Source organism: Amycolatopsis thermoflava N1165, assembly GCF_000473265.1.
GTDB lineage: Bacteria > Actinomycetota > Actinomycetes > Mycobacteriales > Pseudonocardiaceae > Amycolatopsis_E > Amycolatopsis_E thermoflava.
Window position 1 is genome coordinate 1,339,796 of sequence record NZ_KI421511.1, and the last position, 23,446, is coordinate 1,363,241.

The following is a 23,446-nucleotide window of genomic DNA, read 5'->3' on the forward strand; positions in this document are numbered from 1 at the left end:
TAGCGGCGCCTCCCCGGCGGGACAATCCAGGCGGCGTCAGTCCTCTGTGGATCGAAGCGTGCCGAGCTCGGTCAGCCGCGCGGCCAGGAACGCCCGGTCGGCCGGGTTCGCCGCCAGGTCGTACGCCAGCCGGTACGCCGCGGCGGCCTCCGCGGGGCGGTCGAGCCGCCGCAGCAGGTCCGCTCGCGCGGCGTGGTGCAGGTGGTAGTGGTCGAGCCCCTCGATCCGGTCCAGCAGCGCCAGCCCGGCGGCGGGACCGTCGGTCATCGCGACGGCCACCGCGTGGTTGAGCGCCACCACCGGCGACGGCGCGATCCGCAGCAGCTCCGCGTACAACGCGGCGATCCGCGGCCAGTCGGTGTCCTCGGCGGACGGCGCCTGCGCGTGCAGCGCCGCGATCGCCGCCTGCAGCTGGTACGGGCCGGGCGCCCCGAGCCGCAGCGCGCGGTCCAGCACCCCGACCCCCTCGGCGATCGCGGCCCGGTCCCAGCGCCCGCGGTCCTGGTCGGCCAGCAGCACCACCTCGCCGGCGGGGGAGTGGCGCGCGGCCGCCCGCGAGTCGTGCAGCAGGAGCAGCGCCACCAGTCCCAGCGCTTCCGGCTCGTCCGGCATCAGGGCCGCGACCAGTTTGGCGAGCCGGATGGCCTCGGCCCGCAACGTGCCTGCCTGCCCCGCCGTGTAGCCCTGCGTGAAGATCAGGTACACCACCGACAGCACCCCGGACAGCCGCTCCGGCAGCAGGTGGTCGGCGGGCACGGCGAACCTGATCCCGGCGTCGCGGATCTTCCGCTTCACCCGCACCAGCCGCTGCGCCATCGTCGCCTCCGGCACCAGGAACATCCGCGCGATCTGCGCCGCGGTCAGCCCGGCGACCGCCTGCAACGTGAGCGCCACCCTGGCCTCGGGGGCGAGCGCCGGGTGGCAGCAGGTGAAGATCAGGCTCAGCCGCTCGTCGCCGACGGCGAGCAGCCGGTCTTCGCCCAGCTCGCTCACCGCCGGCCGCCCCGAGCCGGCCCGGTCTTCCTTCTCCCGGCCCACCTGGTCGCGCCGCAGCCGGTCGACGGCGCGGTTGCGGGCGGCGGTGAGCAGCCACGCGACCGGATCGTCGGGGATCGTGTCCCGCCAGGCGCGCAACGCGAGCGCGCACGCGTCCTGCAGCGCGTCCTCGGCCAGCTCGAAGTCGCCGAGCACCCGCACGAGCGCGGCGAGCATCCGGGCGCGATGCTCCCGGTAGACGCGCCCGACGACGTCAGACGGCACCGGCGGGGCTGTGGTCGACGCCGGGCACGTGCGCCAGCGGCCGGACCTCGATGGTGCCGGTCTCGGCCAGCGGGCACAGCGCGGCGAGCTCCAGCGCCTCGTCGAGGTCGCGGCAGTCCAGCACGTAGTACCCGCCGAGGTGTTCGTGGGTCTCCACGAACGGCCCGTCGGTGATGAGCGTCCGCCCGTCCCGCACGGCGACCGTGGTGGCGGTGTGCACGTCCTGCACCGGATCGCCCGCGACCAGGACCGCTCGCCGCCGCAACTCGTCGGCGAAGGCGTTCACCCTGGCCAGAGCCTCCGCGAACCCCGGATCCGACGGTTCCGGCCGTTCGCAGTTGTAGATCATCAGCAGGTAGCGCATCGGTCCTCCCGGTCGTCCTCATTCCCGGATGACGAACGGGATGCCCGCGACTCGACAGCCCGCCGGGAGATTCTCGCCCTGCCGCGCCGAAAATGCACGAGGGCACGGCCGCGTCGTGCGGCCGTGCCCTCGTCGCCCCGGGCGATCAGCGCGGGGTGTAGGTCAGGCAGTTCGCGGCGTGACCGCCGGAACCGGGCCCCACCCGGACACCCGAGGCCGTGCACTCGAGCGAGGAGTTGTAGGTGCAGTCCGCGCGCGAGCACGCGCCGACCTGCGCGACGACCCGGTCCAGGCCGCCCTTGGTGTTGAGCGGCACGAAGGTGCCGCAGTCCGCCGAGCCGTTCTCGCCGCTGACGGTGATCGCGTAGGCGTGGCATCCGTCGTGGTTGTACGAGCACCCGGTGACGGTGCACTCGGCCACGGCGGGCATCTCGGTGCTGGTGGTCATTACCGCTCCTCACGACAGGTGGTGGGATATCGTTCGGTACCCAGGACGATGCCACCGGGCGGTGCGCGCGGCAATTCGGCGGAATTAGGTGAGGCTAGCCTGGACGCGACGGTTTCCGCAGGTGGGCGCGGGTAGGGAAATTGCGGGAACGGGAGCCCGGAAATGATTCCCGCCCCTTCGGGTGATTGTTCATACCACTCACCGCGTCCCCAGGCAGGCTGCAGCCCGGTCAGGGCGGGGGAGTCGCGAGCGGGACGCCCGGGCCGGCTGGAATGGTCCACTATGGACAAACGCCGGAGATTTCCCAACCGTGATCAGCGCGATCCGGTGTGAAAGATTCGTCGATCTTTGTGTCCCGGTGATCCGTTTCGTCGCGTAGGCTCCTCGCGTTTGTGTTGATGGCCTGCACCAAGGAGTTCGCGTGCGCCCTCGTCACTGGGGATCCCTGTTGTGCGTGCTGACAGCGGCTGTCGCCGTGCTGTCCGCGCCTGCCGCCGCGCAGCCCGCGGCCCGGCCGGTCGCGCCGGAGGCGTCGACGGTCGCGCTCGCGAACGCGCCCGAGGTGGCGCCGGGCGCGCGGGAAGTGCCTGCGCAGGAGGAGTTTTCGCTGGCCGGGCTCACCTGGCGGGGCGCGGCGCCGGACACGGTGTCGGTGCGGTGGCGGTCCGCGGCGGGCGGGTGGAGCGACTGGCGCGCGGTCGACCGGCAGGACTCCGGCCGTGACGGCGCACCGGCGCCGTCCACCACCGAGCCGATCTGGACCGGTCCGGCGGACCGGCTGCAGGTGCGCGCCGAACGCGGCGGCGCCCCGGTGACCGCCGAGCTGTCCGCCGTGCTGGTCGACCCGGGGACGTCCCCGGCGGACGCGATGGTCGCGCAGGCCACGGGCGTGCCGTCGATGCCGGCCGTCGTGACCAGGGCGCAGTGGGGCGCCGACGAATCGCTGATGACCTGGACCCCGGAGTACGCGCCCACCGTCAAGGCGGTGACGCTGCACCACACCGACAACAGCAACGACTACACCTGCGACCAGTCGGCGGAGCTGGTGCGCGGCATCTACTACTACCACGCGGTCACCAACGGCTGGGGCGACATCGGCTACAACGCCCTGGTGGACAAGTGCGGCACCGTGTTCGAGGGCCGCGCGGGCGGGCTGAACCTGCCCACGATCGGCGCGCACGCGGGCGGGTTCAACACCTCCACCTTCGGTATCTCGATGCTCGGCACGTACACCACGGTCGCACCGACCGAGGCGACGCTGGACGCGGTGGCGCGCCTGACCGCGTGGAAGCTGGGCAACGGCTACACCGACCCGTCCGGGTCGACGACGCTGGTCAGCCGGGGCGGCGGCACGTCCAAGTACCCGGCAGGCACCGAGGTGACGCTGCCCACCGTGTTCGGGCACCGGGACGTCGGCGCCACCGAGTGCCCCGGCGACGCCGGATACGCCCAGCTGCCCGCGCTGCGCACGCGCGCCACGGAGCTGGCCGGGGACTGGCGGTCCAGCCCGGTGCACCAGAAGTGGGTCGCGGTCGGCACGGCCGCGGCGGGCCCGGTGTACGCGGTCGAGGCGGACTGGCCGGGCGGCGGCCGGGCGACGACCTTCGGCGCCGGCGGTTCGACGATCGCGTGGCGCTCGGACCTGGGTGCGTACTGGGTGCGCGGCGCGATCCACGGCACGTTCACCGCGCTGGGCGGGCCGTCGCTGTTCGGCTACCCGACGACGGACGAGCGCGGCACGCCCGACGGGGTGGGCCGGTACAACCATTTCAGCGAGAACGCCTCGATCTACTTCACCCCGGACACCGGCGCCCACGGCATCCACGGGCCGATCCGCGACAAGTGGGCCGCGCGCGGCTGGGAGACCGGGCTCGGATATCCGCGCACGGACCAGAAGGTGACGCCCGACGGCGTGGGCCGCTACAACCACTTCACCGGGAACTCGTCGGTCTACTGGACGGCGGACACCGGCGCGCAGGCGGTCCAGGGCGCGATCCGCGACACCTGGTCGGCGCTGGGGTGGGAAACCAGCCCGCTGGCCTACCCGACGACCGACGAGCGGGCCACGCCGGACGGAGTGGGCCGGTACAACCACTTCAACGGCAGCGGCGGCGGCTCGATCTACTGGACGCCGGGGACCGGCGCCCGCGCGATCTACGGCGCCATCCGGGCGCGGTGGAGCGCGCTCGGCTGGGAAGCGGGCCCGCTCGGCTACCCGACGACGAACGAGCTGGTGACCCCCGACGGAGTGGGGCGGTACAACCACTTCAACGGCAGCGGCGGCGGATCCGTCTACTGGTCGCCCGGCACCGGCGCGCACGCGATCTACGGCGTGATCCGCTCGCACTGGGCCTCGCTGGGCTGGGAGACGTCCTGGCTGGGCTACCCGACGAGCGACGAGTACGGCGTCGCGGGCGGACGGCGGAGCGACTTCCAGGGCGGCTACATCGTGTTCTCCTTCGCCACCGGCAAGGCGACCGCCTACCGCTACTGAACGGCGGCCGCCGGGGCCGGTTCCGCGTCGCGCAGGACGAGGAAGTCCGCGACGAAGCAGGCGATCGCGCCCCCGGCGGTGCGGCCGATCCAGGTCGGGTACGAGCCGTCGCCCCAGCCGCTGGGGAACCCGACGAGCGTGGCGCCCGACGCCGGATCGGCCACCTGCGCCGCCGAGCCGCCGCTGAGCCCGGCGAAGGTGTCCTTGACCGACTCCCGGAGGATGCCCTCCATCGCGCCAAGGGCGTCGGCGTCGACGAAGCACCCCAGGCCGGCGTCCACACTGAACCCGTAGAACCGCCCGTCCCCGAGCAGCAGCGGATCCTGCCCCGGTTCGAGCGCCGGTTCCGACGACACGACGGGCTCCGCGGAGACGGCCGGCCGGGCCGCGGCCACGCGCTCGTGGCCGGGATCGCCGGCGAACCGCACCACCGCCAGGTCCACGGGGTACTCGCCCGGCGCGACGGTGGCGGTGCACGGTTCGACCCGGCCGTCCAGCCACCCCGGGTCCGCGGCGACCACCCGGCCGCTGGTCAGCCGGACGGTGCCGGCGCGGCGTACTTCGGTCTCGACCTCCCGGTCCGGCAGCGACCAGCGTCCTGGCCGGAAGAGCAGGTCCGCGTGGCGCGGCCGGGGCGGGACCGCGGGACGCCACGGCGGGTCGGCCGGTTCGTCCGGGCCGTGGTGCTCGCGTGTCCCGGCCGGCCGAGGAAGTCCGCCCACTCGCCGAACGGGGGAGCGGGTATGTGCAGGCCGTCGGCCGGTTTCCGCTCGATGGTCTCGCTCGTGCTGCCGCCGGGGATGCGGGTGGTGGTGCGGACCGTGCCGTCCGGGCGGAAGGAGGACGTGCTGTGGTGGACGTGCCGGTCGTCGAACTCGGCCTGGTCCGGGTCGGCGTAGTGCCAGGCGGTGGAGCGCAGGCAGGACAACCGCCGGTCAGGCAGGAGGCGGAACTCGATCTCGCGGTCCCGCCTGCTGGTCTGGTCGAAGCGCCAGAACCGCGCGAAGTGGTGGGCCCAGGCGATTTCGAGCATCGCCTGCGGCCATTGCGCGTCCGGCGCGGCGAACGCGACGGCGTACTGCTCGCCACGCCCGTCGCGGTCCCGGGCCGTGGCCGTGGTCAGCCGCCCAGCGGCACGTGCTCGTTCATGCGGGGCACTCTAGGGATGCCCACCGACACTTTCCGGCTTGAACGGCACCACCTGCCCGAACCGCACGAGTTCGCCGTAGTGCTCGGGCTTCACCGGTTCCAGCACGAGGTCCAGCAGGGCCGTCGCGGCCTGGGCGGGCGACGGGGCGTCGCGCACGTCCCACCACAGCGCGGAGGTCGGGGTGTTGATCATCCCCGGGCACACCGCGGCCAGCAGGATCCCCCGTGCGAGATCGGTGTCCCGGCGTTGTGTGGCGAGGGCACGCACGGCCGCGACCTGCGCGATCTTGGACGGGATGTTCACGAAACCCGGCCACGCGCCGGCTCGGGCGCTGCCGTCCTCGACCGCGTCCCGCCACGCGGCGACCTGCTCGTCCACCTCGTCGAGCGTGGTCAGGCCGTCGAAACGGCGGTGCAGCACCGGGGCGAGGTGGTGCAGCGTGCCCAGCGAACTGGCGACCACGATGAGGCTGCCGTGGTCGCGCACCAGCGGCGCGAACGCCCGCAGCAGCCGCGTCGTGCCGAAGTTGTTCACCTCGGTGTAGGGGCGGATGATCGCGCGCGGGTCGTCGTCGGGCCCGACGCGCATGACGGCGTTGCCGAACACGATGTCGACCCCGCCGTGGCGTTCCCGCACCAGGCCGGCGAAGCGGGCGGCGGAATCCGGCTCGCCCACATCGAAGATCTCGCCGCGGACGTGTGCGCCGCCGGCCGGCATGGCGTCCACGGCCTGCCGGCCCCGGTCGGCGTCGCGACCGGTCAGGTACACGGTGTCCGCTGTGGACAGACGCTGGGCGAGGCCTTCGGCCAGTGCGAGGCCGAGCCCCTGGGTGGCTCCGGTGACTACCGCGACTCTGCTCATGGGCCCGACGCTAGGCTCGCCGCGACCATCCGGGTAGCGAAAGAAACTCACTACGGGTATTCCTGTTCGTCATGGCCTTCACCGATGCTTCGCTCACCGCGCTGCGGGTCTTCCGCGAGGTGGCCGAGCGGGGGACGCTCACCGCCGCGGCGACCGCGCTCGGCTACACCCAGTCCGCGGTGTCCCGGCAGATCGCGGCACTCGAACGCGCCGCGGGGGCGCCGCTGCTGGAGCGCCGCCACGACGGCGTGCGGCTCACCCCGGCCGGGCGGGTGGTGGTGCGCCGCGCGGCGAGCGTCATCGACCAGATCGACGCCACCGCACGCGAGCTGGCCGGACTGCCGGACGAGCACGCCGTGGTGCGGCTGGGGTGGTTCGCCAGCGCCGGGGCCGGACTGGTGCCGCGGGCGCTGGCCGCGTTGCGGGAGACGCACCCGGCGATCAGCGTGGTGACCAGGGAGGGCAGCACACCGGCGCTGGTGCGGGCGCTGCGCGCCGGGACGCTGGACCTCGCGGTGATCGCGGCCGCGCCGCCGTTCCGCCCGCCGGACAGCGAAACCCCGGCGCTGGTGGTGCGGACGCTCGTCGAGCGCGGCCTGTGCGTCGCCGTGCCCGCGGCGCACCCGCTGGCGCGCGGGGAGTTCGTGGACATCGCGGACCTGCACGGGCAGCGATGGATCGCGGGCACGGGCGACGATCGGGTGATGGGGGTCTGGCCGGGGCTGGACGAGCGCCCCGAAATCGCCCACACCGCGCGCGACTGGCTGGCGAAGCTGCAGCTGGTCGCGGCGGGATGCGGCATCACGACGGCGCCCGCCTCACTCGCCCCGGTGGCGCCGGCGGGCGTGCGGGTGCTGCCGGTGCGCGGCGGACCGTCGGAACAGCGCCGCCTGCAGCTGGCCCGGATGCCGGGGCCGCAGCCGGAGGCAGCCGGGCGGGTGGCGGAGGCCCTGCGGGTGGCGGCGGTGGAGGCGGGGGCTTGATTGCGGGGGTTGGCTTTTGCCGGAGGCGGCGAGGTGGAGGTTGGGGCGGTGGACCACGGCGGACCGTCCGACTGCCGCCCGCAGGTGGGCCGGGCTGCTGGGGCGGCTGTCGGCGGGTGGTTGGGTGGCGGTGGGGTCGTGATTGCGGTTGGGGGGTAGGTGGTTTGGCTGCTGCGGTCGCTGCCGGAGGCGGCGAGGTGGGGGTTGGGGCGGTGGACCACGGCGGACCGTCCGACTGCCGCCTGGTGGGCCGGGCCGCTGGGCGGCTGCCGGCGGCAGCTGGTTGGGTGGCGGCGGGGTCGTGATTGCGGTGAGGGGTAGGTGGTTTGGCTGCTGCGGTCGCTGCCGGAAGCGGCGAAATGGGGGTGGTGCGGGCGATGGTGGTGCACGGGGGACCGTCCGAATGCCGCCCGCAGGTGGCGCGGATGCCGGGGCCGCAGCCGGAGGCAGCCGGGCGGGTGGCGGCGGGGGAGGCGCGGTCGTGATCGTGCGTGCGGCGCACGCCAGGTTGCTCGAGCAGGGGGCAGTTGCCAAGGCCACCTGCGCCGGGGTCGCGCCCGGGTGTCGGGCGAGGGTTAGCCCTCGCTGCGTAGCTGGTAGCGCCGCTCGGCGTAGGCGAGGTCGTCCTTCCACAAGCGGGCCGCCGCGTGGCGCATCAGTGGGCGCAGCGCGGGCGCGGCGGTGCGCGCGAGGCGGAAGCCGGGCCGGGACGACGCCGCCACCACGGCCTCGATCACCGCGGTGCGGGGGCGGCCGTCGCGGCCCGGGCCCAGCGGTGTGGCGTGCGTTTCGACCACACTGCCGACGCCCTCGCCGTCGGTGATGCGCATGACGATCGTCCGCGGCCCGGGGCAGGTGAACTCCGCCTGGACCGGCACGCCGAGCGTCGGGGTGACGCGGAAGGTCACCGAGACCAGGAACCGGTCGTCCGCCTCGGCCACGTCGACCTCGGCCGGCGCGGACAGCACCTTCAGGCGCGTGAACGAGTACGGGTGGAACCACGAGCCGTGCCACGGGTCGAGCCGGTTGGCGATCACGTCCCGCGGCTCGCACACGCCCTCCAGGCGCGCCACCGAGTCCACCCCACCATCAGGACGAGCGGGAACGACCGGCGCGGGCAACGGCTCCTCGCCGCCGGCGTGGTCCAGCCGCACCCACGCCAGCACCCCGTCGTCGAACGCCGGACGGCACGACCGCTCGTCCAGCCGCAAGCCGTGCCACCGGCAGCGCAGGCCGCCGTCGTCGACGGAGCCCAGCGCCATCGGCGCGCCCAGGTGCGGGCACGCCCCGGGCCCGACCAGCAGCTTCCCGGCCCGGTCCCGCCACGCGACCAGCTCGGTCCCGGCCACGGAGAACCCGTAGGGCCGGTCGCCGCGCACGTCCCGGCTCGCCGCGAACACGTACCAGTTCCCCGACGGCCGCGCCTCGGCCCGCTTCAGCGCCGCCTCGATCAGCGACGGCTTCGCGTCCCGGTACGTGGGCTCCTGACGCGCCCACGGCGTGCGCGGGATCGGTTGCAGCGGCCAGTTCCGGGGCCAGCGCGGTGACATCTCACCCTCCTAACGCGGCCAGGGCCCGCAGCGGCGCGAACCGCCCGCGGACCGGCACGGTGGTCAGTTCGTGCCCGGCCAGCCCCCACCGCGCGAGCAGGCAGTTCGCGGCGTGCCAGCCGGTCGCGGCCGCGCGTTCCATCAACGCGACCGGAAGATCGATGCGGATCCCGTCCCCGGCCAGCACGACCCCGTCGAACGGGGTGCGGACGTGGGGGCGGCGGGCGAAGTCGCCGACGCCGAACAGCGGGCAGTCCCGCCGCCACTGCACCAGCTCGCCGACGATCCGCGCGCCCGCGGTCTCCGGGTACAGCTGGTGCAGCCGGCCGACCAGCTGCTTGCGCAGCACGGTGACCTCGTCGGCGCAGGCGTAGGCGTGCAGCTCGACGACGGACCCGCCGTGCTCGGCGGCCCAGGTCGCGGCCTCCCGCTCGTACCGGTCCAGCACGCTGATGTTGTCCAGCGGATCGAGCCCGCCGGTGGCGAGGAACGCGGGCCGGTCCGGCGCCACCGGGCGGTCCAGCCACAGCCGGTGCACCAGGAACGGCGGCGCGATCCGCAGCCCGAGCACCCGCGACCGCCAGTCCTCGTCGGCGAGATCCGGCGACGCCGACACGATCGACCGCAGCCCGGACACGTCCGCGGCGAGCACCACACCGTCGGCGGCGAGACCGTCGACGGCCCAGCGCGAGCCGTCGCGCGCCACGGATCCGGCCTCGGTGCCGGTGCGGAACCGCACGCCCAGACCCGCCAGGTACGCCCGCAGCGGCTCCCACAGCGCGGTGTCGTAGGCCGAGTCCGGCACGTCGAACACGAGCCCCTCGGAAGAGCCGAGGAAGTACAGGTGGAACATCGTCGCCAGCTCCGCGGCCGACATCTCCGACGGCGGCGCGAAGAAGCTGCGGGAGAACACCTCGAACGCCAGGTGCCGGGCGGCCGGCGGGAAGTTGATGCGCTCCAGGAACGTCGCCGCGTCCACGTCGTCGAGCCGGTCGTAGGTGCCCGGCACCGACACCGCGGCCAGCGGCGCGGCGGCACGGGCGTTGAGCCGCAGCAGGTCCCGGACGCGGAAGGTGGGGCTGCGCAGCGCGAAGGCGAGCGCGTTCCACGGCGGCGTGCTCGGCAGGCCGCGGAAGGTGTCGCGGCGGCCTTCGCCGTCGACGAGCGGGTAGTCGGCGACCGGGCGCAGCCGCGACAGGCCCGGGTCGGCGCGGCGCAGCAGCGCGCGCAGGTTGTAGTACTGCCGGAAGAACGCGTGGAAGCCGCGGCTCATCGACACGGTGCTGCCGTCGGCGAGCCGGTCGGTCCACGCCGACACGCGCCCGCCGAGCTCGTCCTCCCGCTCGACGACCGTGACGGCGACGCCGCGTTCGGCCAGCCCGGTGGCCGCCGTGAGCCCGGCGATCCCGCCGCCCACCACCACGACCTCCGGCCGGTGCGGCAGCGTGCGGGCGTCCGCCGCGCCGGCGGGGGCACGGTGCCGGACGGCGCGGCGGTCGGTCACGCGGGCTCCTCGGGGTTGGTGGCCAGGAACGTGTGCACGACGCCGCGCTGCCAGCCGGTCATCGTTTCGCTGTGCACGGCGGTGAACCCCGCGCCTGCGAGCCGTTGCCGGAACCGCGCGACGCCGTCGAAGGCGAGGACGCTGCGCCACAGGTGCCGGTAGAGCGTCGCGTCGCCGGTCGCCACCCGGCCGGCCGGGATGATGATGCTCCAGCACACCGCGTGCCACACCAGGCGGGCGGCGAGCGAGTCGCGCACCGAGTACTCGTGCGCCGCGAACGTGCCGCCCGGCTTCAGCAGGGCCCGCAACGCGCGCAGCTGCCCGTCCGGATCGGCGAGGTTGCGGATCAGGTACGCGGCGAAGATCCCGTCGAACGGCCCGGAAATCCCGGACGCGGCCAGCTCCTCGACCGGGCTGTGGACGAAGTGGACGGTCGGGGGCCAGCACTTCCGCCGCGCCTGGGCGAGCATCTCGGCGGAGGCGTCGAAGGCGACGATCTCGGCGTGCGGCGCGGCCGCCAGCAACGCCGCGGTGGAGGCGCCGGTGCCGCAGCCCGCGTCGAGCAGGCGCAGGCCCCGGCCGCCGCCGGGCAGCCGCATCCGGCGGGCCGACAGGCGCAGGTGCTCGTGGTAGCCCGGGTTGGCGCCGACCAGCCGGTCGTAGGCGGCGGCGCCGGTGTCGAACGCGCCGGGCACCTCGTGGCGGGCCAGGCCGGTGCGGTCCACGGTCATGCCTCCTCCTTGGCGGTGCGCCGTTCCCACAGCAGCAGCACGGCGGTGACCAGCGCGAACCCGAACAGGAAGTCCTCGACCGGGATGTCCCACGGGAAGCGCAGCCCGCTGGTGTGCTCGGGCGCGTACAGCACGATCGGCGCGCTCAGCTTGGTGAGCCAGCCGTCCACCGGGATCTGGAAGCCGACCACGATGGCCATCGAGATCCAGTACGCGGGCTTGCGGAACAACCCGGTGCGCAGGCAGGCCAGCTCCCACGCGCACACGGCGATCACCGCGAGCACCGCGGGCAGCGTGTACCCCAGCCCGTTCACCGGCGCACCTTCCGCAGCTCGCGCAGGCGGCCGAGCATCGCCTGCACGCACCCGTAGGTCAGCACCCCGCACACCGGGATGACCAGGAAGAACAGCAGCTCCTCCAGCGGGACGGCGAACGGCAGCCGCACCCCGGTGACGTATTCGGGGTTGTACCACCAGACTCCGGCGGCGATCGCGATCGCGTCCCACACGAGGAACACCAGCGCGACCGGCAGCACCGCGCGCGCCAGCGCGACCGGGCGCCGGTAGACGCGCGCGCCCAGGAACTCCAGCGGCAGGGTGATCGCCAGGCACCCCGCCAGGACGAGCAGGTACTGGTAGTGGTCCATTCACGCCCACCTCTCCGTCGCGGCCGCGGTCAGGTCCGCCGCGCGCCGGCCGCGCCGCGCCCAGATCGCCCGCGCCAGCCCGGACAGCGCCAGCCGCACCCGGCGGGCGCGGCCGACCCGGGCCCGGTGGGCGAACACCGCGAACTCGGCCGCCTCGATCCGGTCCAGGATCTCCGAGTACAGCACCAGAGCGGTCGCGATGCACGGCCGGGACACCGGGTGCAGCCGGTCGATGCCGGCGCGCGCGTAGGCGTAGATCTCGCGGGTGGTGGCGTGCTGGGCGGCCAGCGCCTCGCGCACCCTGGGGTCGGTGCGGCCGTGCCGATGGCACCACAGCAGCAGGTCGCGGTCGACGCCGAACGCGGCGAGCTCGTCGGCGGGCAGGTAGACGCGGCCGCGGTCGAGGTCCTCGGCGACGTCGCGCAGGAAGTTGGTCAGCTGGAAGGCCTTGCCCAGCGCCGCCGCGTAGGGCGCGGCCTCCGCCTGCTCGCCGACCGTGCCCAGCACGGGCAGCATCTGCAGGCCGATCACCTCCGCCGAGCCGTGCACGTAGCGGTCCAGGGCGGCGCGGTCGGCGTAGCTGGTGACGGTGAGGTCCATCCGCATCGAGTCGAGGAACGCGGCGAACAGGTCGCGGCGGATCCCGTAGCGGCCCGCGGTGTCCACCACGGCCGCGAGGACCGGGTCGTCGCTGCGGCCGCTGTCCAGCCCGGCGAACAGCTCCGCGGAAAGCGCTTCCAGCCGTCGGGCCGGATCGCTGCCGGGGGGAGCGGAGTCGACGATGTCGTCGGCGAAGCGGGCGAACCCGTAGAGCGCGTGCACGGCCGGGCGCTGCGCCTTGGTCAGCAGGCGCGTCGCGAGGTAGTAGGTGCGGCCGTGTTCGGCGTTGAGGCGGCGGCAGCGGACGTAGGCCTCGCGCAGGCGTGGTTCGGTGATCCCGGCGGCGTCCAGGGCCCCGGTCATCGCGCCGCCACCAGTGGACGGGTCACGCGGGCGCCGGTGATCCGGTCGGCGGCGAGACGCCCGGACACCAGTGCCGTCGGCACGCCCACCCCGGGCGCGGTGCTGCCGCCGGCGAGCACGACGTTGTCGGTGCCGCGCACCAGGTTGCGCGGCCGGAACGGGCCGGTCTGCGCGACGGTGTGCGCCAGCGCGAACGGGGTGCCGGCCAGCATGCCCTGCCGCGCCCAGTCGGCCGGGGTGACGACGTGCCTGGCCTCGATGCCGTCGCCGAGCCCGGGCAGCAGCCGCTCGGCGACGTGGCCGAGGACCTCGTCGGCGTAGGCGTCCCCGACGCGGTCCCAGTCCACCGGGCCGCGCCGCAGGTTCGGCGCGGGCGCCAGCACGTAGAGCAGGTCGCGGCCGTCCGGCGCGAGCGCGGGGTCGGTGGCCGTCGGCCGGGTCACCAGCAGGGAGGGATCGCTCATCAGCCGTCCTTCGTGGATCAGCTCGTGGAACGTCCGCCGCCACGCCGCGCCGAACAGGATGGTGTGGTGCGCCGTGTCGCACCGCTGCCGCGTGCCGAGGTGCACGACGACCGCGGACGGCGCGGGCCGCAGCGGCACCGGCCGGCGCGGGCTCCGGCCGAGCAGCTCGTAGGCCGCGGGCAGCTCGGTGGTGAGCACGACGGCGTCGGCGGGCAGGCTGCCGCCGGTGGTCTCCACCGCGGTCACCCGCGAGCCGGACCGCCGCAGCGCCGTGACCTCGGTGCCGTAGCGGAACTCCACCCCGGCGTCCGCGGCCGCCGCGGCCAGGGCGTCGGGCAGCGCGCGCATGCCGCCGCGCGGGAAGAACACCCCGGCCACGGTGTCCATGTAGGCGATCACCGCGTACACGGCCAGCGCGTGCTGGGGCGACTGCCCGGCGTAGAGGGATTGGAACGAGAACACCCGGCGCAGCCGCTCGTCGCGGAGGAAGCGGCCGATCTTGCGGTCCAGCGGCCCGAAGGCGCCCATCGCGACCAGCCGGGCCAGGTGCGGGGTGACCAGGGCGAGCGGGGAGTCGAAGTTGGCGCCGATGAACCGGTCGAACTCGGTCCGGTACAGCCGGGTGAGCCACTCGCGCAGCCGGCGGTAGCCGTCCGCTTCGGAGGGTCCGGCGAACGCGCGCACCGCCTCGGTCATCGCCTCGGGGTCGCTGTGCACGTCGAGGCTGCTGCCGTCGGCGAAGCGGGCGCGGTAGGCGGGGGTGACCGGGACGAGGTCGAGCCGGTTCGCCAGGCTGTCGCCGACCGCGGCGAGGGTCTCGTCGACCAGATCGGGCATGGTCAGCACGGTGGGCCCGGTGTCCACGCGGTAGCCGTCCAGGTCCAGGCGCCCGGCCCGGCCGCCGGGCACCGGGTCGCGCTCGACGACGGTCACCTGCCGTCCCCGCCCGGCCAGGTGCAGCGCCGCCGCCAGCCCGGACAGCCCCGCCCCCACCACGACGATCCGGTCCGCCGGGCCCGTCACGGTCCGCATCCAGCCACCCCTCACTCGACAACCCGGACAGGTAAAACGTTGCACGAGCGTTGCGCCGTTGTCCACTCGGTGAGCCTGCCGCCCTGCGGACTAGCGTAGGTGACGGACGCCGGGCCGACCGAGCACGAGGAGGACGTGGTGGGAGACCTGCTGGGCCGCGGGCCCGCGCCGAGGAAGCGGTTGCGGGAGCTGCTGGCGGCGCCGGGGCCGCTGGTGGCGCCCGGCGCCTACGACGCGCTCACGGCGCGGCTGGTCGAGCAGGCCGGGTTCGACGTGGTCTACATGACCGGGTTCGGCACCACCGCCTCGCTGATCGGGCGGCCCGACGTCGGCCTGCTGACCGGCACGGAGATGATCGACAACGCGCGGCGCATCGTGTCGGCCGTCGACGTGCCGGTGATCGCCGACGCCGACACCGGATACGGCAACGCCCTCAACGTGGTCCGCACCGTACAGGCCTACGAGCAGGCCGGGGTGGCGGGCATCCACCTGGAGGACCAGGTCAGCCCGAAGAAGTGCGGGCACCTGAGCGGCAAGGCGGTCATCCCGCGCGAGGAGATGGCCGGCAAGCTCCAGGCGGCCGCCGCGGCTCGCCGGGATCCGGACTTCGTGCTGATCGCGCGCACCGACGCCGCCGCCGTGCACGGGCTCGCCGACGCGGTCGACCGCGCCCGCGCCTACGCCGAAGCCGGCGCCGACCTGCTCTTCGTGGAGGCCCCGACCAGCGAGGAGGACATCGCCACCGTCGCGCGGGAGCTGTCCGGGGTCGCCCCGCTGGTGTTCAACTGGGCCGAGGGCGGCCGCACCCCGCCGCTGTCCCTGGAGCGGATCCGCGAGCTGGGCTTCTCGCTCGTGCTCTACCCGATCGGCACGCTGCTCGCCGCGACCGCGGGCGTCCGCGCCCTGCTGGACGCCGTGCGCCGGGACGGGACGCCCGCGGCCGCGCTGCCCGGACTGCCGTCGTTCGGCGAGTTCACCGACCTCATCGGGCTGCCCGAGGTGTCCGATCTGGAGGCGCGGTTCGCCGGGGAGTCCGGTTAGGACACCTGCGGCACGCCCTTGACGAACTCCAGGTTCATGCCGAACAGGCCGCGTGCGGCACGCTGGCCGCCCAGCCAGCCGTGGAAGTAGATCCGCCCGCCGACGACGTCCGCCCCGCCCGGTCCTTCCGCGGCGTGGCCGATCGAGTCCGTGGTCAGCAGCGGCTGGTCGGCCTTGGTGTAGGGGCCGGTCAGCGACGACGCCGTGGCGTAGCGGGTCTGGTAGCCGGCGTTGCGGTAGTCGTCGGCGGAGTAGAACAGCACGTACTGGCCGCCGCGCTGGGTGATCACCGGCGCTTCGACGATGCCCTTCTCCTCGGGACGGTCCGCGCGCAGGATCTCGGTGCGCGGGCCGGCGGGCGCGGTGCCGTCCTGGGTCATCTTCTGCACGAAGATCGCCGCCGCGCCGCCGCCGGGGTGCTCGCCCTTGTAGAGCAGGTAGCGGGTGCCGTCACGGGTCTGGAAGGTCTGCGGGTCGATGTCGCCCTTGTCGCCTGGGTCGCAGATCAGCGGCGCGTCCCCGGCCGGCTGGTAGGGGCCTGCCACGGAGTTCGCGACGGCGGTGCCGATGCAGCGGTGCCGGTCCGTTTTGGACACCGCCGCGTAGTACATGAGGAAGGTGCCGTCCGCGCGGCGGGTCACGTCGGGCGCCCAGTAGCCACCCTTGGGGTCCACCCAGGACGGATCGGCGGTCAGCGCGTCGCCGGTGACCCGCCACGGCCCGTCCGCGTCCTTGGCGACGGCGACGGGGATCCGGCCGGACGGGGCGCTGGTGGCGAACGCGTGGTAGTCGGTGCCGATCTTGAGCACGTCGGGGTCCGGGAAGTCCGCGTCGAGCAGCACCCGCGGGGCGGGCGCGGCCTGCGCCACGGCACCCGGGAGCAGCGCCGAGGAGAGCAGGATTCCCAGGCAGGTCAACGCTCTCACGGTCCTGGGTCGCCGGCGCGGGCGGGTCGGTCGGTCGGGTTCGCGGGCCTTGGTGATCTTGCCTGCCGTGTCCACGGCGCAGGAGTTACCCGGGTGGCGGAGGGACTAATCTCCTCCCTTCGGGCCGCCGGTCGTGCCCGCTGCGGTGACGACGGGGGAGCCGCGGGGCACTGGTCCGGTGATCCACCCGCCTCCGACGGAGGAGCCGCCGGTGCGGACGGTCACCGGACGTGGGTCAGGACCCCGCGGCCGCGGGCACGGCTTCGAGCAGGTACCAGCGCCAGAACTCGCGCCGGGCGGCGGGGTCGCTGCCGTCCAGCCACGTAGGACCGTTCGCCGCCGCGTTGGCCGCGTAGAAGCAGGGCGACCAGTCGTCGGGGTCGAGGTCCATCTCGCCGTCGACGTCGCCGGGTTCCTCGGGTCTGCCGAACACCAGGTTGCGCGCCACGGCCCAGTACGCGAGCCCGGCGGACACCGCGGTGCCGCCGCGCAGCGAAAGGTTGTCCAGATGCGTGTGCGCGTCCCGGACGGCCTGCTTCAGGCCCGCGGCGGCGGGGCCGGCCTGCGCGGCGGCGAGCAGGCGCATCGGCTCGTCGTCGCCGGGGAAGGCGGCGTCCCAGACCGGCCGGACCCGTTGCGCGCACAGCAGTTCCAGCCTGGACAGCGCGTCGTCGCCCAGTTCGGCGTGGATGGCGCGCCGGTCGGCGTAGGGCAGTGCGCCGTCGGGCGGCAGCGTGCCGGCGAGCCGGGCCAGGGTGTCAGTGTCGAGGTGTGGCACTCATCGTCCCGTTGGTGTGGAAGGTGAAATCGTGGTGCGGGTCGGAGACATGCTGGGGGATCCCGCGGTGCTGCGCAAGGGCGAGGAAGAACCCCTGGCAGTCGTCGCACATCGTGGACGACACGCGGATCGGCGCGTCCGGGTCGAGGTAGGCGGCCTGGCGCTCGGCGTGCATCGCGAAGTAGCGCCCGAACACGCCCAGGTCCCGGCCGTTCGGCTCGGCGACCAGCGGGTGGCCGATCTGCTGGTGGAACTGCCGCATGTCGTTGAAGGAGGGGCGGGTGAAGTGCGGCTCGTGCCTGCCCCAGCCGCTGAGGGTGTTGACGCGGTCGGTGAAGGCGATGGTCTTGTGCGAGTCGTCGTACCCGTGCAGCCCGAGCGGGTCCAGCCAGGTCAGCGGGTTGCGGACATAGGAGTGGATGCCGAGGCCGCCGAGCAGGTGCAGCGGATCTGGGCTGTGGTAGCGGCCGGTGAGCGGGTCGTAGTAGCGGTGCAGGTTGTAGTGCAGGCCGGTTTCCTGATCGTGGTACTGCCCGGGGAACCGCAGTGGCGTGGCCGCCCCGTCATCGCCTGCGGCGCCCCACAACGCGGTCGTGGCGCGCCACGCGACCGTCCCGTCCGGGTCGACCAGCTCGGTCGGCGTGCCGACCAGATCGGTGACGATGGCGTAGAAGCGGCTGTCCACCCACTCCTGGGGCGCGTGCGCGGCGGAGGTCCGCTCCACCTGGGTCAGCGGGCGCCAGCTCTCCGGGTGCCAGTCCCACGTCGTCGCCCTGGCGCCGCCGTCGCCGGAGGTGACCTGCTCGGCCAGGCGCGTGCCGTCCCAGCTGAACACGGTGCGCTCGACCACGGCTTCGCCGTCGGCGGCCAGGCGCTCCTTGGCGACCCGCCGCCCGAAGGCGTCGTAGGAGTAGCGCCACCGGACGCCGTCCGGGGTGACGACCGCGGCGAGCCTGCTTTCGGCGTCCCACTCGTAGCGCCACGTCCGGTCCCGCCCGGACAGCGAGCGGCGCCTGCGCAGCACGACGCGTCCCTCGGCGTCGTGGACCAGGTGCAGGCCGCCGGCCCGGTCCAGCCGGGTGCCACGGTAGGCGCGCGGCCCGTCCTCGCCCGCCCCGGCGGACGTGGCGAAGGTGATGTTGCCCGCGGGGTCGTAGGAGTAGCGCTCCGTCCCGGCCGGGGCCCGCACCTCGGTGACCCGGCCCAGCACGTCCAGCGAGTACTGGCGTGGCCCGGCCAGCTGGTCGACGATCGCGGTGATGCCGCCGTCGGCGCGGTAGGTGTAGGCGCGCCGCTGCGTGACCCGCGGCCCCCGGCCTCCGCCGGTGGCGGTGACCACCTGCGTGTGCGGGCGGTGGCCGGCGGTCCAGGTCTGGCTGAGCGCCGCCGCGCCGAACCGCCGCTCGGTCTCCCGCCCCGCCGCGTCGTGGGCGAACGTGATCGCCCGGCCCGCGGTCTCCAGCGCGCGGGGGCGGCCGGCCGGGTCGTAGCTCCAGGCGGTCCGCCCGCCGGACGGGGTCGTGCGGAGCACCCGCCTGCCCAGCGCGTCGTAGGCCGAGGACACGACCCGCCCGTCGCACGTCTCCGCGAGCACCCGTCCCGCCGCGTCGTAGGAGACGGTCACCTCGGCCGCGGAGTTCACGGCCCGCACGATGCGCCCGGCCGGGTCGTGCTCGAAGGTCGTGACCTCCCCGCCGGCAACCTGTTCGACGACCGCGCCCCTGGCGTCGTAGGTGTAGCGGATCGCCTCGCCCGCCGCGTTGACCCGTTCCACCACGCGCCCGGCGGCGTCGTGCCGGTAGGTCAGGACCCGGCCGTTGAAGTCGGTCTCCCGGACCAGGTTGCCCGCCGCGTCGTACTCGTAGCGCCATTCGAGGCCCTGCTGGTTCACGACCGCGACGGGGCGCAGCTCGGTGTCGTAGCGGATCTCCACGCGTGCGCCGTCCGCGGTCGTTTCGGCCGACTTCAGGTCGAAGTGCGTGTGCTCGATCCGCGTCACCGCGCCGGTGAGGTCGATGTGCTCGACCGTGTCGCCCTCGCCGTCGTAGCTCATCCGCTCGGTCGACCCGTCGGGCAGGGTCCGCCACGCTGGCCGGCCTTCGACGGTCCAGCCGAACCGCGTCACCCCGCCCAGCGGGTCGGTGGTGCTGACGACCCGGCCGAACCCGTCGTAGGTGTGCCGGGTCGTGGCGCCCACCTCGTCGGTGACGGTGACCGGGAGGCCGGCCGCGTTGGTCTCGAACCGCTTGGTGTGCCCCAGCGCGTCGGTGACGGCGAGCAGGTGGCCGCGGCTGTCGTGCGTGTAGGTGGTGGTGGCGCCGGTGGGGTTCGTGCTGGTGCGGGGGTTGCCCCGCTCGTCGTAGGTCCAGCGCCAGACCGCGCCGGCGGCGTCGGTGACGGCCACCGGCTGGTGCAGCGCGTTGTACTCGGCGCGCAGGCGGCCTCCGCCGGGCTGGACCACCTCGACCAGATCGCCGGCGTCGTCGGTGACGTACCGCGTGGTCGCGCCCGCCGGGTCGGTCTCGGCGAGCAGCCGCCCGCGGTCGTCCCACTCGCTGGTGGTGGTGCCGCCGAGGGGGTCGACGCGGCGGACGACCTGTCCGCGCTCGTCGTAGTGGAAGGTCGTCGTGTGGCCGAGCGAATTCGTGTGCCGGGTGACGCGGTGCGCGTTGTCGTAGGCGAAGGTGCTGTTCAGCATCCCGTCGGCCCCGGTGCCGCGCACGCAGCGGCCGGCGTCGTCGTAGGTGAACTCGTACCAGGTTCCCCGCCGGTCCTCCCAGCGGGTCATCCGGCTCTGCCGGTCGTAGGCGAAGCGCATGGCCAGCCCGGAGGAGTTGACCACCGCGGACAGGTTGCCGTCCTCGTCGTGGTCGTAGCGCGTCACCGGGACGTCGGCGCCGCCCGCGCCGGCGCCGAGCATCGTGAGTGCGACGACCCGCCCGGAGTCGGTGGTGACACCGACCCGGTAGCCGCCGGAGTGCCGCAGCTCGACCGGGGCGCCCGTCTCGTCGTACCGGAACTCCACGGTGTTGCCGTTGCGGTCGGACATCCCGGTGACCGGCATGGTCCCCGGCGAGCGCGGGTCGACCACCGAGAAGCTGAGCACCCGGCCGGTTTCCGGGTCGGTGATCGTGTACCCGTCGCGCCGGCTGCCCGCCAGGACGTGCCGCGGCCCCGCCGAGGGCACCGTGGCGAGGCTGCCGTCGTCGGCCCGCGGGTACACGAGCAGCTTCCCGTCCGCGGCGGCGAACACCACCCCGGCGGCGTCGACCTCGATCCGCTGGTCCAGTGTGGACGCCCAGGACCGGCCGAACCACCGGCCCGAGCGGTGGTTCGACAGGTGGATGCGCTCCAGCCGCAGCGGGAACACCCCGGGGAGGTCGAGGTCGGTCTGGGTCAGCAGCACCTCGCCGCTGACCATGTCCACCGGGTCGCCCAGCGCGCGGCCGATCTTCTCCTTCGCGCTGACGGCCAGGTCGCGGATCTTGTTCCCGGCGTTGCTCACCGCCGTGCGCAGCGAACCCGGCGTGCCCGGTGTGTCGGGGCTCGCGGGGGTGTCCGGAGTGGACGGTGTGCCGTCCAGGTCCGGGGTGGAGGTCCCGTCCCCGCTCCGCGCGGCCGACGGGGTGGTCGGGCCGTCGCCGTGGCGCCCGAACTTCCGGCCCAGCGCCGAGAGCTTGTCGATGATCTCGCCCAGTTTGTCGATCACCCGGCGGATCCGCGGCGCCGCGTTCCCCACGGTCTTGACCAGTTTGCGGATCAGGTCGGCAATGCGGGTGATGGCGCTGCTGATCGCCGTGGTGGCCTGCGCGGCGATCAGCGGGGTCGCGAAGCCCAGGGTGCACGCGGCTTCCAGCGCCCACGTGATCAGCTTGCCGACCAGTTCCGCGACCAGGTCGCGCACGATCTCCCGCACCATGGCCACGACCTGGCCCATGATCATGACGCCGGTGGAGATCCCGTCGGCCAGGGTGGCCGCGCCCGCGATCGCGTCGGTCTGGGCGGCGACGTTGGCGCGGTAGGCGTCGCCGCCCTCGCCCGTCCACCCGGCGGTGCCGGTGTTCGCCTCGGTGGTCAGGTCCTGCGCGATCGTGTTCACCTCGGTCGCGACGTTGGCCCAGGTGTCGGCGAAGGACTGGATCACCGGCGGGTCGCCTGCCAGCCAGTCGAGGGCTTCCTTGAGCGGCCGGACGTGCTCGATCAGCCAGGACACGCCGTACTGCGCGAGGGTGCCGAGCGGGTCGATCACCATCGACAGCACTTCCAGGCCGACGCCGAGCGCGCCCAGCCCGCCCTCGACCCAGGACCCGTCCTTGATGCCGTTGGCCAGGTCGGTCGCGGACTCGGCGATGCCGATCCCCGTCACGCCCGTCGTCTGCGACTGGGCCTGCGCCACCAGTGGATTCGACACGCGCCACCCCCATGACTCGTCCGGGGTACGACGCAATCAGGGGGTGCACGGTTGCACAAGCCGCCGAATGATCTAAGGACCGAGCCGGATTCCGTTGGTATCCCACCGGACTGGCGGGGTGTGCGCCGCGGGCCTACGGTTGCTGTTCCGGCTGCGGAAAGGGGACCGTCATGGCCGCGCACCAGCCCTACGGGGCGTTCCGGGTGACGCTCGGCGAGGGGACGGGCGGCGAACTGCGGCGGGTCACCGGGCGGTGGTGGATGGTCGCCCTGCTGGGAGTCGCCACCGCGGTGCTGGGCGTGCTGCTGCTGGTGAACCTGGCCGTCGCGGTGGGAACGCTCGCCGTGATCATCGCGATCGCCCTGCTGTTCGAGGGCTTCGACGAGATCCTCACCGCGGACCGGCACCGCACCCGGTGGCCGTCCTACCTGCTCGGGGTGGTGTGGATCGGGATCGGGGTGATCGCGCTCGCCTGGCCGGGCATCACCCTGCTCACGCTCGCCGTGGTGGTCGGCGTCGGGTTCGTCGTCGCGGGCGCCGGGCAGATCGCGGCGTCACTCGCCTGGCGGCGGCGCCTGCCGATGTGGGGCCTGTGGCTCGGCCTCGGCGTGGTGACGCTGCTGATCGGGGTGGTAGCTCTGGTGTGGCCCGACCTGACCATCCTCACGCTCGCGATCTGGCTCGGAATCGCCCTGGTACTGCGCGGCGCCGGCGCCCTCTGGTTCGCCCTCCAGCTGCGCCGCGCCCACCAGGCGATGGCGGCCTAGACCGCTCGCGCGATCGCGATCGAACCCTCCAATCGCGCGCCGGCCTCGTAGAACATGTACTCCACGCCGTTTTCGGTGCCGAACGACGCCGATGCGCACCGGCCGTTGTCGGGGGCTCCGGGCAGCGGCGCGTGGAACACGCCGAGGTGCCGGCGCAGGCTGAAGCCGTTGCCCACCTCGGTGATCAGCATCGACCCGCCGGCCTCGATGTTGCAGTGGTACACGACGTAGGTGCTGCCGTTGCGCTTCACCACCGACGGACCGCTGATGTCGCGCGCGCCGACCTCCTCGGGGCGGATCAGCGGCTCCTGCGCGAACTCCCAGTTCCGCCCGTCGGCCGACCAGCCCCAGCCGATCGTGCGCCGGTTGGTCTGGTTGTTGATCATGAAGACCATCACGTACTTCGCGCCCAGGGCGGGCAGGCTGTGCTCGAACACCCGCGCGTAGGACGTCTCGCTGGTGCCGGCAGGCAGCATCGACGCCGACAGCACGACCTTGTCGTAGGTGAAGTCGATGCCGTCGCTCGACCGGGCCAGACGCGTCGTGGTGTTCTCGCCGTGGAAGTACAGCCACATCTCCTGTGTCGGCGCGTGCCACATCACGTGCGGCGACGAGACGTGGCTGACCGAGTAGTGCGGCGCCCACACGTTGGACACGATCGGGTTGGCCGGGTACTCGGTGAACGGCCCTTCCAGCGAGTCGGCGTAGGCGAGGCAGATTCCGCCGGGCGCGTCGTGCGGCGCGTAGTACAGGTAGTAGCGGCCCAGCGCGTTGCGCACCCGGCCGACGGTGCCGCGGATGCACGGGAAGATCAGCTCGCCGGTCGGGTTGTACTTCAGCGCGCTCTTGTCGAAAGCGGTGCGCAGGAACCGGTAGTCGGGGAAGCCCGCGGGGGCGGCCTGCGCGGGGAGGGCGGGGACGGCGAAGGCCGCCAGGCCCAGCCCGGCGGCGACCTTCAGCGTCGCCCGGCGGGAGAGCTCGGTCATTCGGTGACTCCCTTTCGTCGGCGTTGACGACACGGGACTGTCCGTGACCCGTCCGAGTGGAGTCAAGGTGCTAATACGTATTAGTCC

General features: G+C 73.9%; 22 protein-coding genes. 5 read left to right on the plus strand and 17 right to left on the minus strand.

The features are described 5' to 3' along the window. Positions 1-36: 36 nt before the first annotated feature. From AMYTH_RS0106665 to AMYTH_RS0106675, 3 genes are all read right to left on the minus strand, one after another. Positions 37-1,260, minus strand: a complete 1,224-nt coding sequence (locus tag AMYTH_RS0106665; protein ID WP_027929640.1) for an RNA polymerase sigma factor — start codon at positions 1,258-1,260, stop codon at positions 37-39. After that, a complete protein-coding gene (locus AMYTH_RS0106670; RefSeq protein ID WP_027929641.1) occupies positions 1,250-1,624 on the minus strand; it encodes a YciI family protein in 375 nt (124 codons plus the stop codon). Before AMYTH_RS0106670 ends, AMYTH_RS0106665 begins: the two co-directional genes overlap by 11 nt. A gap of 145 nt (positions 1,625-1,769) precedes the next feature. Next, positions 1,770-2,072, minus strand: coding sequence for a DUF1540 domain-containing protein (locus AMYTH_RS0106675; protein WP_020419862.1), 303 nt, complete (start codon positions 2,070-2,072; stop codon positions 1,770-1,772). A gap of 421 nt (positions 2,073-2,493) precedes the next feature. Between AMYTH_RS0106675 and AMYTH_RS0106680 the strand changes: the two genes are divergently transcribed. Continuing rightward, positions 2,494-4,566 carry an N-acetylmuramoyl-L-alanine amidase gene (locus tag AMYTH_RS0106680; protein ID WP_027929642.1) on the plus strand — a complete coding sequence of 691 codons (2,073 nt, stop codon included), beginning with the start codon at positions 2,494-2,496 and terminating at the stop codon, positions 4,564-4,566. Here the strand turns inward: AMYTH_RS0106680 and AMYTH_RS49455 are convergent. From AMYTH_RS49455 to AMYTH_RS0106695, 3 genes are all read right to left on the minus strand, one after another. Continuing rightward, the gene (locus AMYTH_RS49455; RefSeq protein ID WP_051362579.1) at positions 4,560-5,087 is read right to left on the minus strand and encodes a DUF4241 domain-containing protein; all 528 of its coding nucleotides are present in this window, start codon (positions 5,085-5,087) and stop codon (positions 4,560-4,562) included. The genes AMYTH_RS0106680 and AMYTH_RS49455 overlap by 7 nt on opposite strands. Before the next feature lie 11 nt (positions 5,088-5,098). Then, entirely contained in the window at positions 5,099-5,599 is a 501-nt protein-coding gene (locus tag AMYTH_RS49460) for a hypothetical protein (RefSeq protein ID WP_051362580.1), read from the minus strand. 126 nt (positions 5,600-5,725) lie between these two features. Next, positions 5,726-6,577, minus strand: coding sequence for an SDR family NAD(P)-dependent oxidoreductase (locus AMYTH_RS0106695; protein ID WP_027929644.1), 852 nt, complete (start codon positions 6,575-6,577; stop codon positions 5,726-5,728). A 71-nt stretch (positions 6,578-6,648) separates the two neighbouring features. Between AMYTH_RS0106695 and AMYTH_RS0106700 the strand changes: the two genes are divergently transcribed. Beyond that, positions 6,649-7,560 carry a LysR family transcriptional regulator gene (locus AMYTH_RS0106700; RefSeq protein ID WP_027929645.1) on the plus strand — a complete coding sequence of 304 codons (912 nt, stop codon included), beginning with the start codon at positions 6,649-6,651 and terminating at the stop codon, positions 7,558-7,560. A gap of 359 nt (positions 7,561-7,919) precedes the next feature. Then, positions 7,920-8,045, plus strand: coding sequence for a hypothetical protein (locus AMYTH_RS50825; RefSeq protein ID WP_267283882.1), 126 nt, complete (start codon positions 7,920-7,922; stop codon positions 8,043-8,045). A gap of 90 nt (positions 8,046-8,135) precedes the next feature. On the opposite strand, the gene AMYTH_RS0106710 is transcribed toward AMYTH_RS50825, so the two are convergent. From AMYTH_RS0106710 to crtI, 7 genes are read right to left on the minus strand one after another with little or no spacing between them, the layout of a single operon-like run. Beyond that, complete coding sequence (locus tag AMYTH_RS0106710) at positions 8,136-9,110, minus strand: DUF5914 domain-containing protein (RefSeq protein WP_027929646.1); 975 nt, start codon at positions 9,108-9,110, stop codon at positions 8,136-8,138. Between the two features lies 1 nt (position 9,111). After that, complete coding sequence (locus AMYTH_RS0106715) at positions 9,112-10,614, minus strand: NAD(P)/FAD-dependent oxidoreductase (RefSeq protein WP_027929647.1); 1,503 nt, start codon at positions 10,612-10,614, stop codon at positions 9,112-9,114. Beyond that, positions 10,611-11,345: a class I SAM-dependent methyltransferase gene (locus AMYTH_RS0106720; protein WP_027929648.1), complete on the minus strand. Its 735-nt coding sequence runs from the start codon at positions 11,343-11,345 to the stop codon at positions 10,611-10,613. The genes AMYTH_RS0106715 and AMYTH_RS0106720 overlap by 4 nt, the downstream gene beginning before the upstream one ends. Then, entirely contained in the window at positions 11,342-11,659 is a 318-nt protein-coding gene (locus AMYTH_RS0106725; RefSeq protein WP_027929649.1) for a lycopene cyclase domain-containing protein, read from the minus strand. Before AMYTH_RS0106725 ends, AMYTH_RS0106720 begins: the two co-directional genes overlap by 4 nt. Further along, positions 11,656-11,991, minus strand: coding sequence for a lycopene cyclase domain-containing protein (locus AMYTH_RS0106730; RefSeq protein ID WP_027929650.1), 336 nt, complete (start codon positions 11,989-11,991; stop codon positions 11,656-11,658). The genes AMYTH_RS0106725 and AMYTH_RS0106730 overlap by 4 nt, the downstream gene beginning before the upstream one ends. Next, positions 11,992-12,954 carry a phytoene/squalene synthase family protein gene (locus tag AMYTH_RS0106735; protein ID WP_027929651.1) on the minus strand — a complete coding sequence of 321 codons (963 nt, stop codon included), beginning with the start codon at positions 12,952-12,954 and terminating at the stop codon, positions 11,992-11,994. It abuts the gene before it with no gap. Further along, entirely contained in the window at positions 12,951-14,450 is a 1,500-nt protein-coding gene (crtI, locus tag AMYTH_RS0106740; RefSeq protein ID WP_027929652.1) for a phytoene desaturase family protein, read from the minus strand. Before crtI ends, AMYTH_RS0106735 begins: the two co-directional genes overlap by 4 nt. A 99-nt stretch (positions 14,451-14,549) precedes the next feature. On the opposite strand from crtI, the gene AMYTH_RS0106745 reads away from it, so the two are divergent. Further along, positions 14,550-15,491 (plus strand): isocitrate lyase/PEP mutase family protein, encoded by a 942-nt coding sequence (locus AMYTH_RS0106745; protein ID WP_037322355.1) that lies wholly within the window; start codon positions 14,550-14,552, stop codon positions 15,489-15,491. Here AMYTH_RS0106745 and AMYTH_RS0106750 read toward each other — a convergent pair. From AMYTH_RS0106750 to AMYTH_RS44200, 3 genes are all read right to left on the minus strand, one after another. Beyond that, complete coding sequence (locus AMYTH_RS0106750; protein WP_228684614.1) at positions 15,488-16,417, minus strand: glycoside hydrolase family 43 protein; 930 nt, start codon at positions 16,415-16,417, stop codon at positions 15,488-15,490. The two genes, AMYTH_RS0106745 and AMYTH_RS0106750, sit on opposite strands and share 4 nt — an antisense overlap. Before the next feature lie 235 nt (positions 16,418-16,652). Further along, entirely contained in the window at positions 16,653-17,195 is a 543-nt protein-coding gene (locus AMYTH_RS0106755; RefSeq protein WP_027929655.1) for an Imm5 family immunity protein, read from the minus strand. Then, positions 17,176-21,606: a DUF6531 domain-containing protein gene (locus tag AMYTH_RS44200; protein WP_157360551.1), complete on the minus strand. Its 4,431-nt coding sequence runs from the start codon at positions 21,604-21,606 to the stop codon at positions 17,176-17,178. The genes AMYTH_RS0106755 and AMYTH_RS44200 overlap by 20 nt, the downstream gene beginning before the upstream one ends. Before the next feature lie 170 nt (positions 21,607-21,776). On the opposite strand from AMYTH_RS44200, the gene AMYTH_RS0106765 reads away from it, so the two are divergent. Continuing rightward, complete coding sequence (locus tag AMYTH_RS0106765; RefSeq protein ID WP_027929656.1) at positions 21,777-22,373, plus strand: HdeD family acid-resistance protein; 597 nt, start codon at positions 21,777-21,779, stop codon at positions 22,371-22,373. On the opposite strand, the gene AMYTH_RS0106770 is transcribed toward AMYTH_RS0106765, so the two are convergent. Further along, positions 22,370-23,359 carry a glycoside hydrolase family protein gene (locus AMYTH_RS0106770; RefSeq protein ID WP_027929657.1) on the minus strand — a complete coding sequence of 330 codons (990 nt, stop codon included), beginning with the start codon at positions 23,357-23,359 and terminating at the stop codon, positions 22,370-22,372. The two genes, AMYTH_RS0106765 and AMYTH_RS0106770, sit on opposite strands and share 4 nt — an antisense overlap. Between the last annotated feature and the right edge of the window lie 87 nt (positions 23,360-23,446).

Excerpts from the sequence above, each read along its gene's own strand:
- AMYTH_RS0106670 (WP_027929641.1), bottom strand. The coding sequence starts at position 1,624 with ATGCGCTACCTGCTGATGATCTACAACTGCGAACGGCCGGAACCGTCG.
- AMYTH_RS0106675 (WP_020419862.1), bottom strand. The coding sequence starts at position 2,072 with ATGACCACCAGCACCGAGATGCCCGCCGTGGCCGAGTGCACCGTCACC.
- AMYTH_RS49460 (WP_051362580.1), bottom strand. The coding sequence starts at position 5,599 with ATGCTCGAAATCGCCTGGGCCCACCACTTCGCGCGGTTCTGGCGCTTC.
- AMYTH_RS0106695 (WP_027929644.1), bottom strand. The coding sequence starts at position 6,577 with ATGAGCAGAGTCGCGGTAGTCACCGGAGCCACCCAGGGGCTCGGCCTC.
- AMYTH_RS0106700 (WP_027929645.1), top strand. The coding sequence starts at position 6,649 with ATGGCCTTCACCGATGCTTCGCTCACCGCGCTGCGGGTCTTCCGCGAG.
- AMYTH_RS50825 (WP_267283882.1), top strand. The coding sequence starts at position 7,920 with ATGGGGGTGGTGCGGGCGATGGTGGTGCACGGGGGACCGTCCGAATGC.
- AMYTH_RS0106710 (WP_027929646.1), bottom strand. The coding sequence starts at position 9,110 with ATGTCACCGCGCTGGCCCCGGAACTGGCCGCTGCAACCGATCCCGCGC.
- AMYTH_RS0106720 (WP_027929648.1), bottom strand. The coding sequence starts at position 11,345 with ATGACCGTGGACCGCACCGGCCTGGCCCGCCACGAGGTGCCCGGCGCG.
- AMYTH_RS0106730 (WP_027929650.1), bottom strand. The coding sequence starts at position 11,991 with ATGGACCACTACCAGTACCTGCTCGTCCTGGCGGGGTGCCTGGCGATC.
- AMYTH_RS0106735 (WP_027929651.1), bottom strand. The coding sequence starts at position 12,954 with ATGACCGGGGCCCTGGACGCCGCCGGGATCACCGAACCACGCCTGCGC.
- crtI (WP_027929652.1), bottom strand. The coding sequence starts at position 14,450 with ATGCGGACCGTGACGGGCCCGGCGGACCGGATCGTCGTGGTGGGGGCG.
- AMYTH_RS0106765 (WP_027929656.1), top strand. The coding sequence starts at position 21,777 with ATGGCCGCGCACCAGCCCTACGGGGCGTTCCGGGTGACGCTCGGCGAG.
- AMYTH_RS0106770 (WP_027929657.1), bottom strand. The coding sequence starts at position 23,359 with ATGACCGAGCTCTCCCGCCGGGCGACGCTGAAGGTCGCCGCCGGGCTG.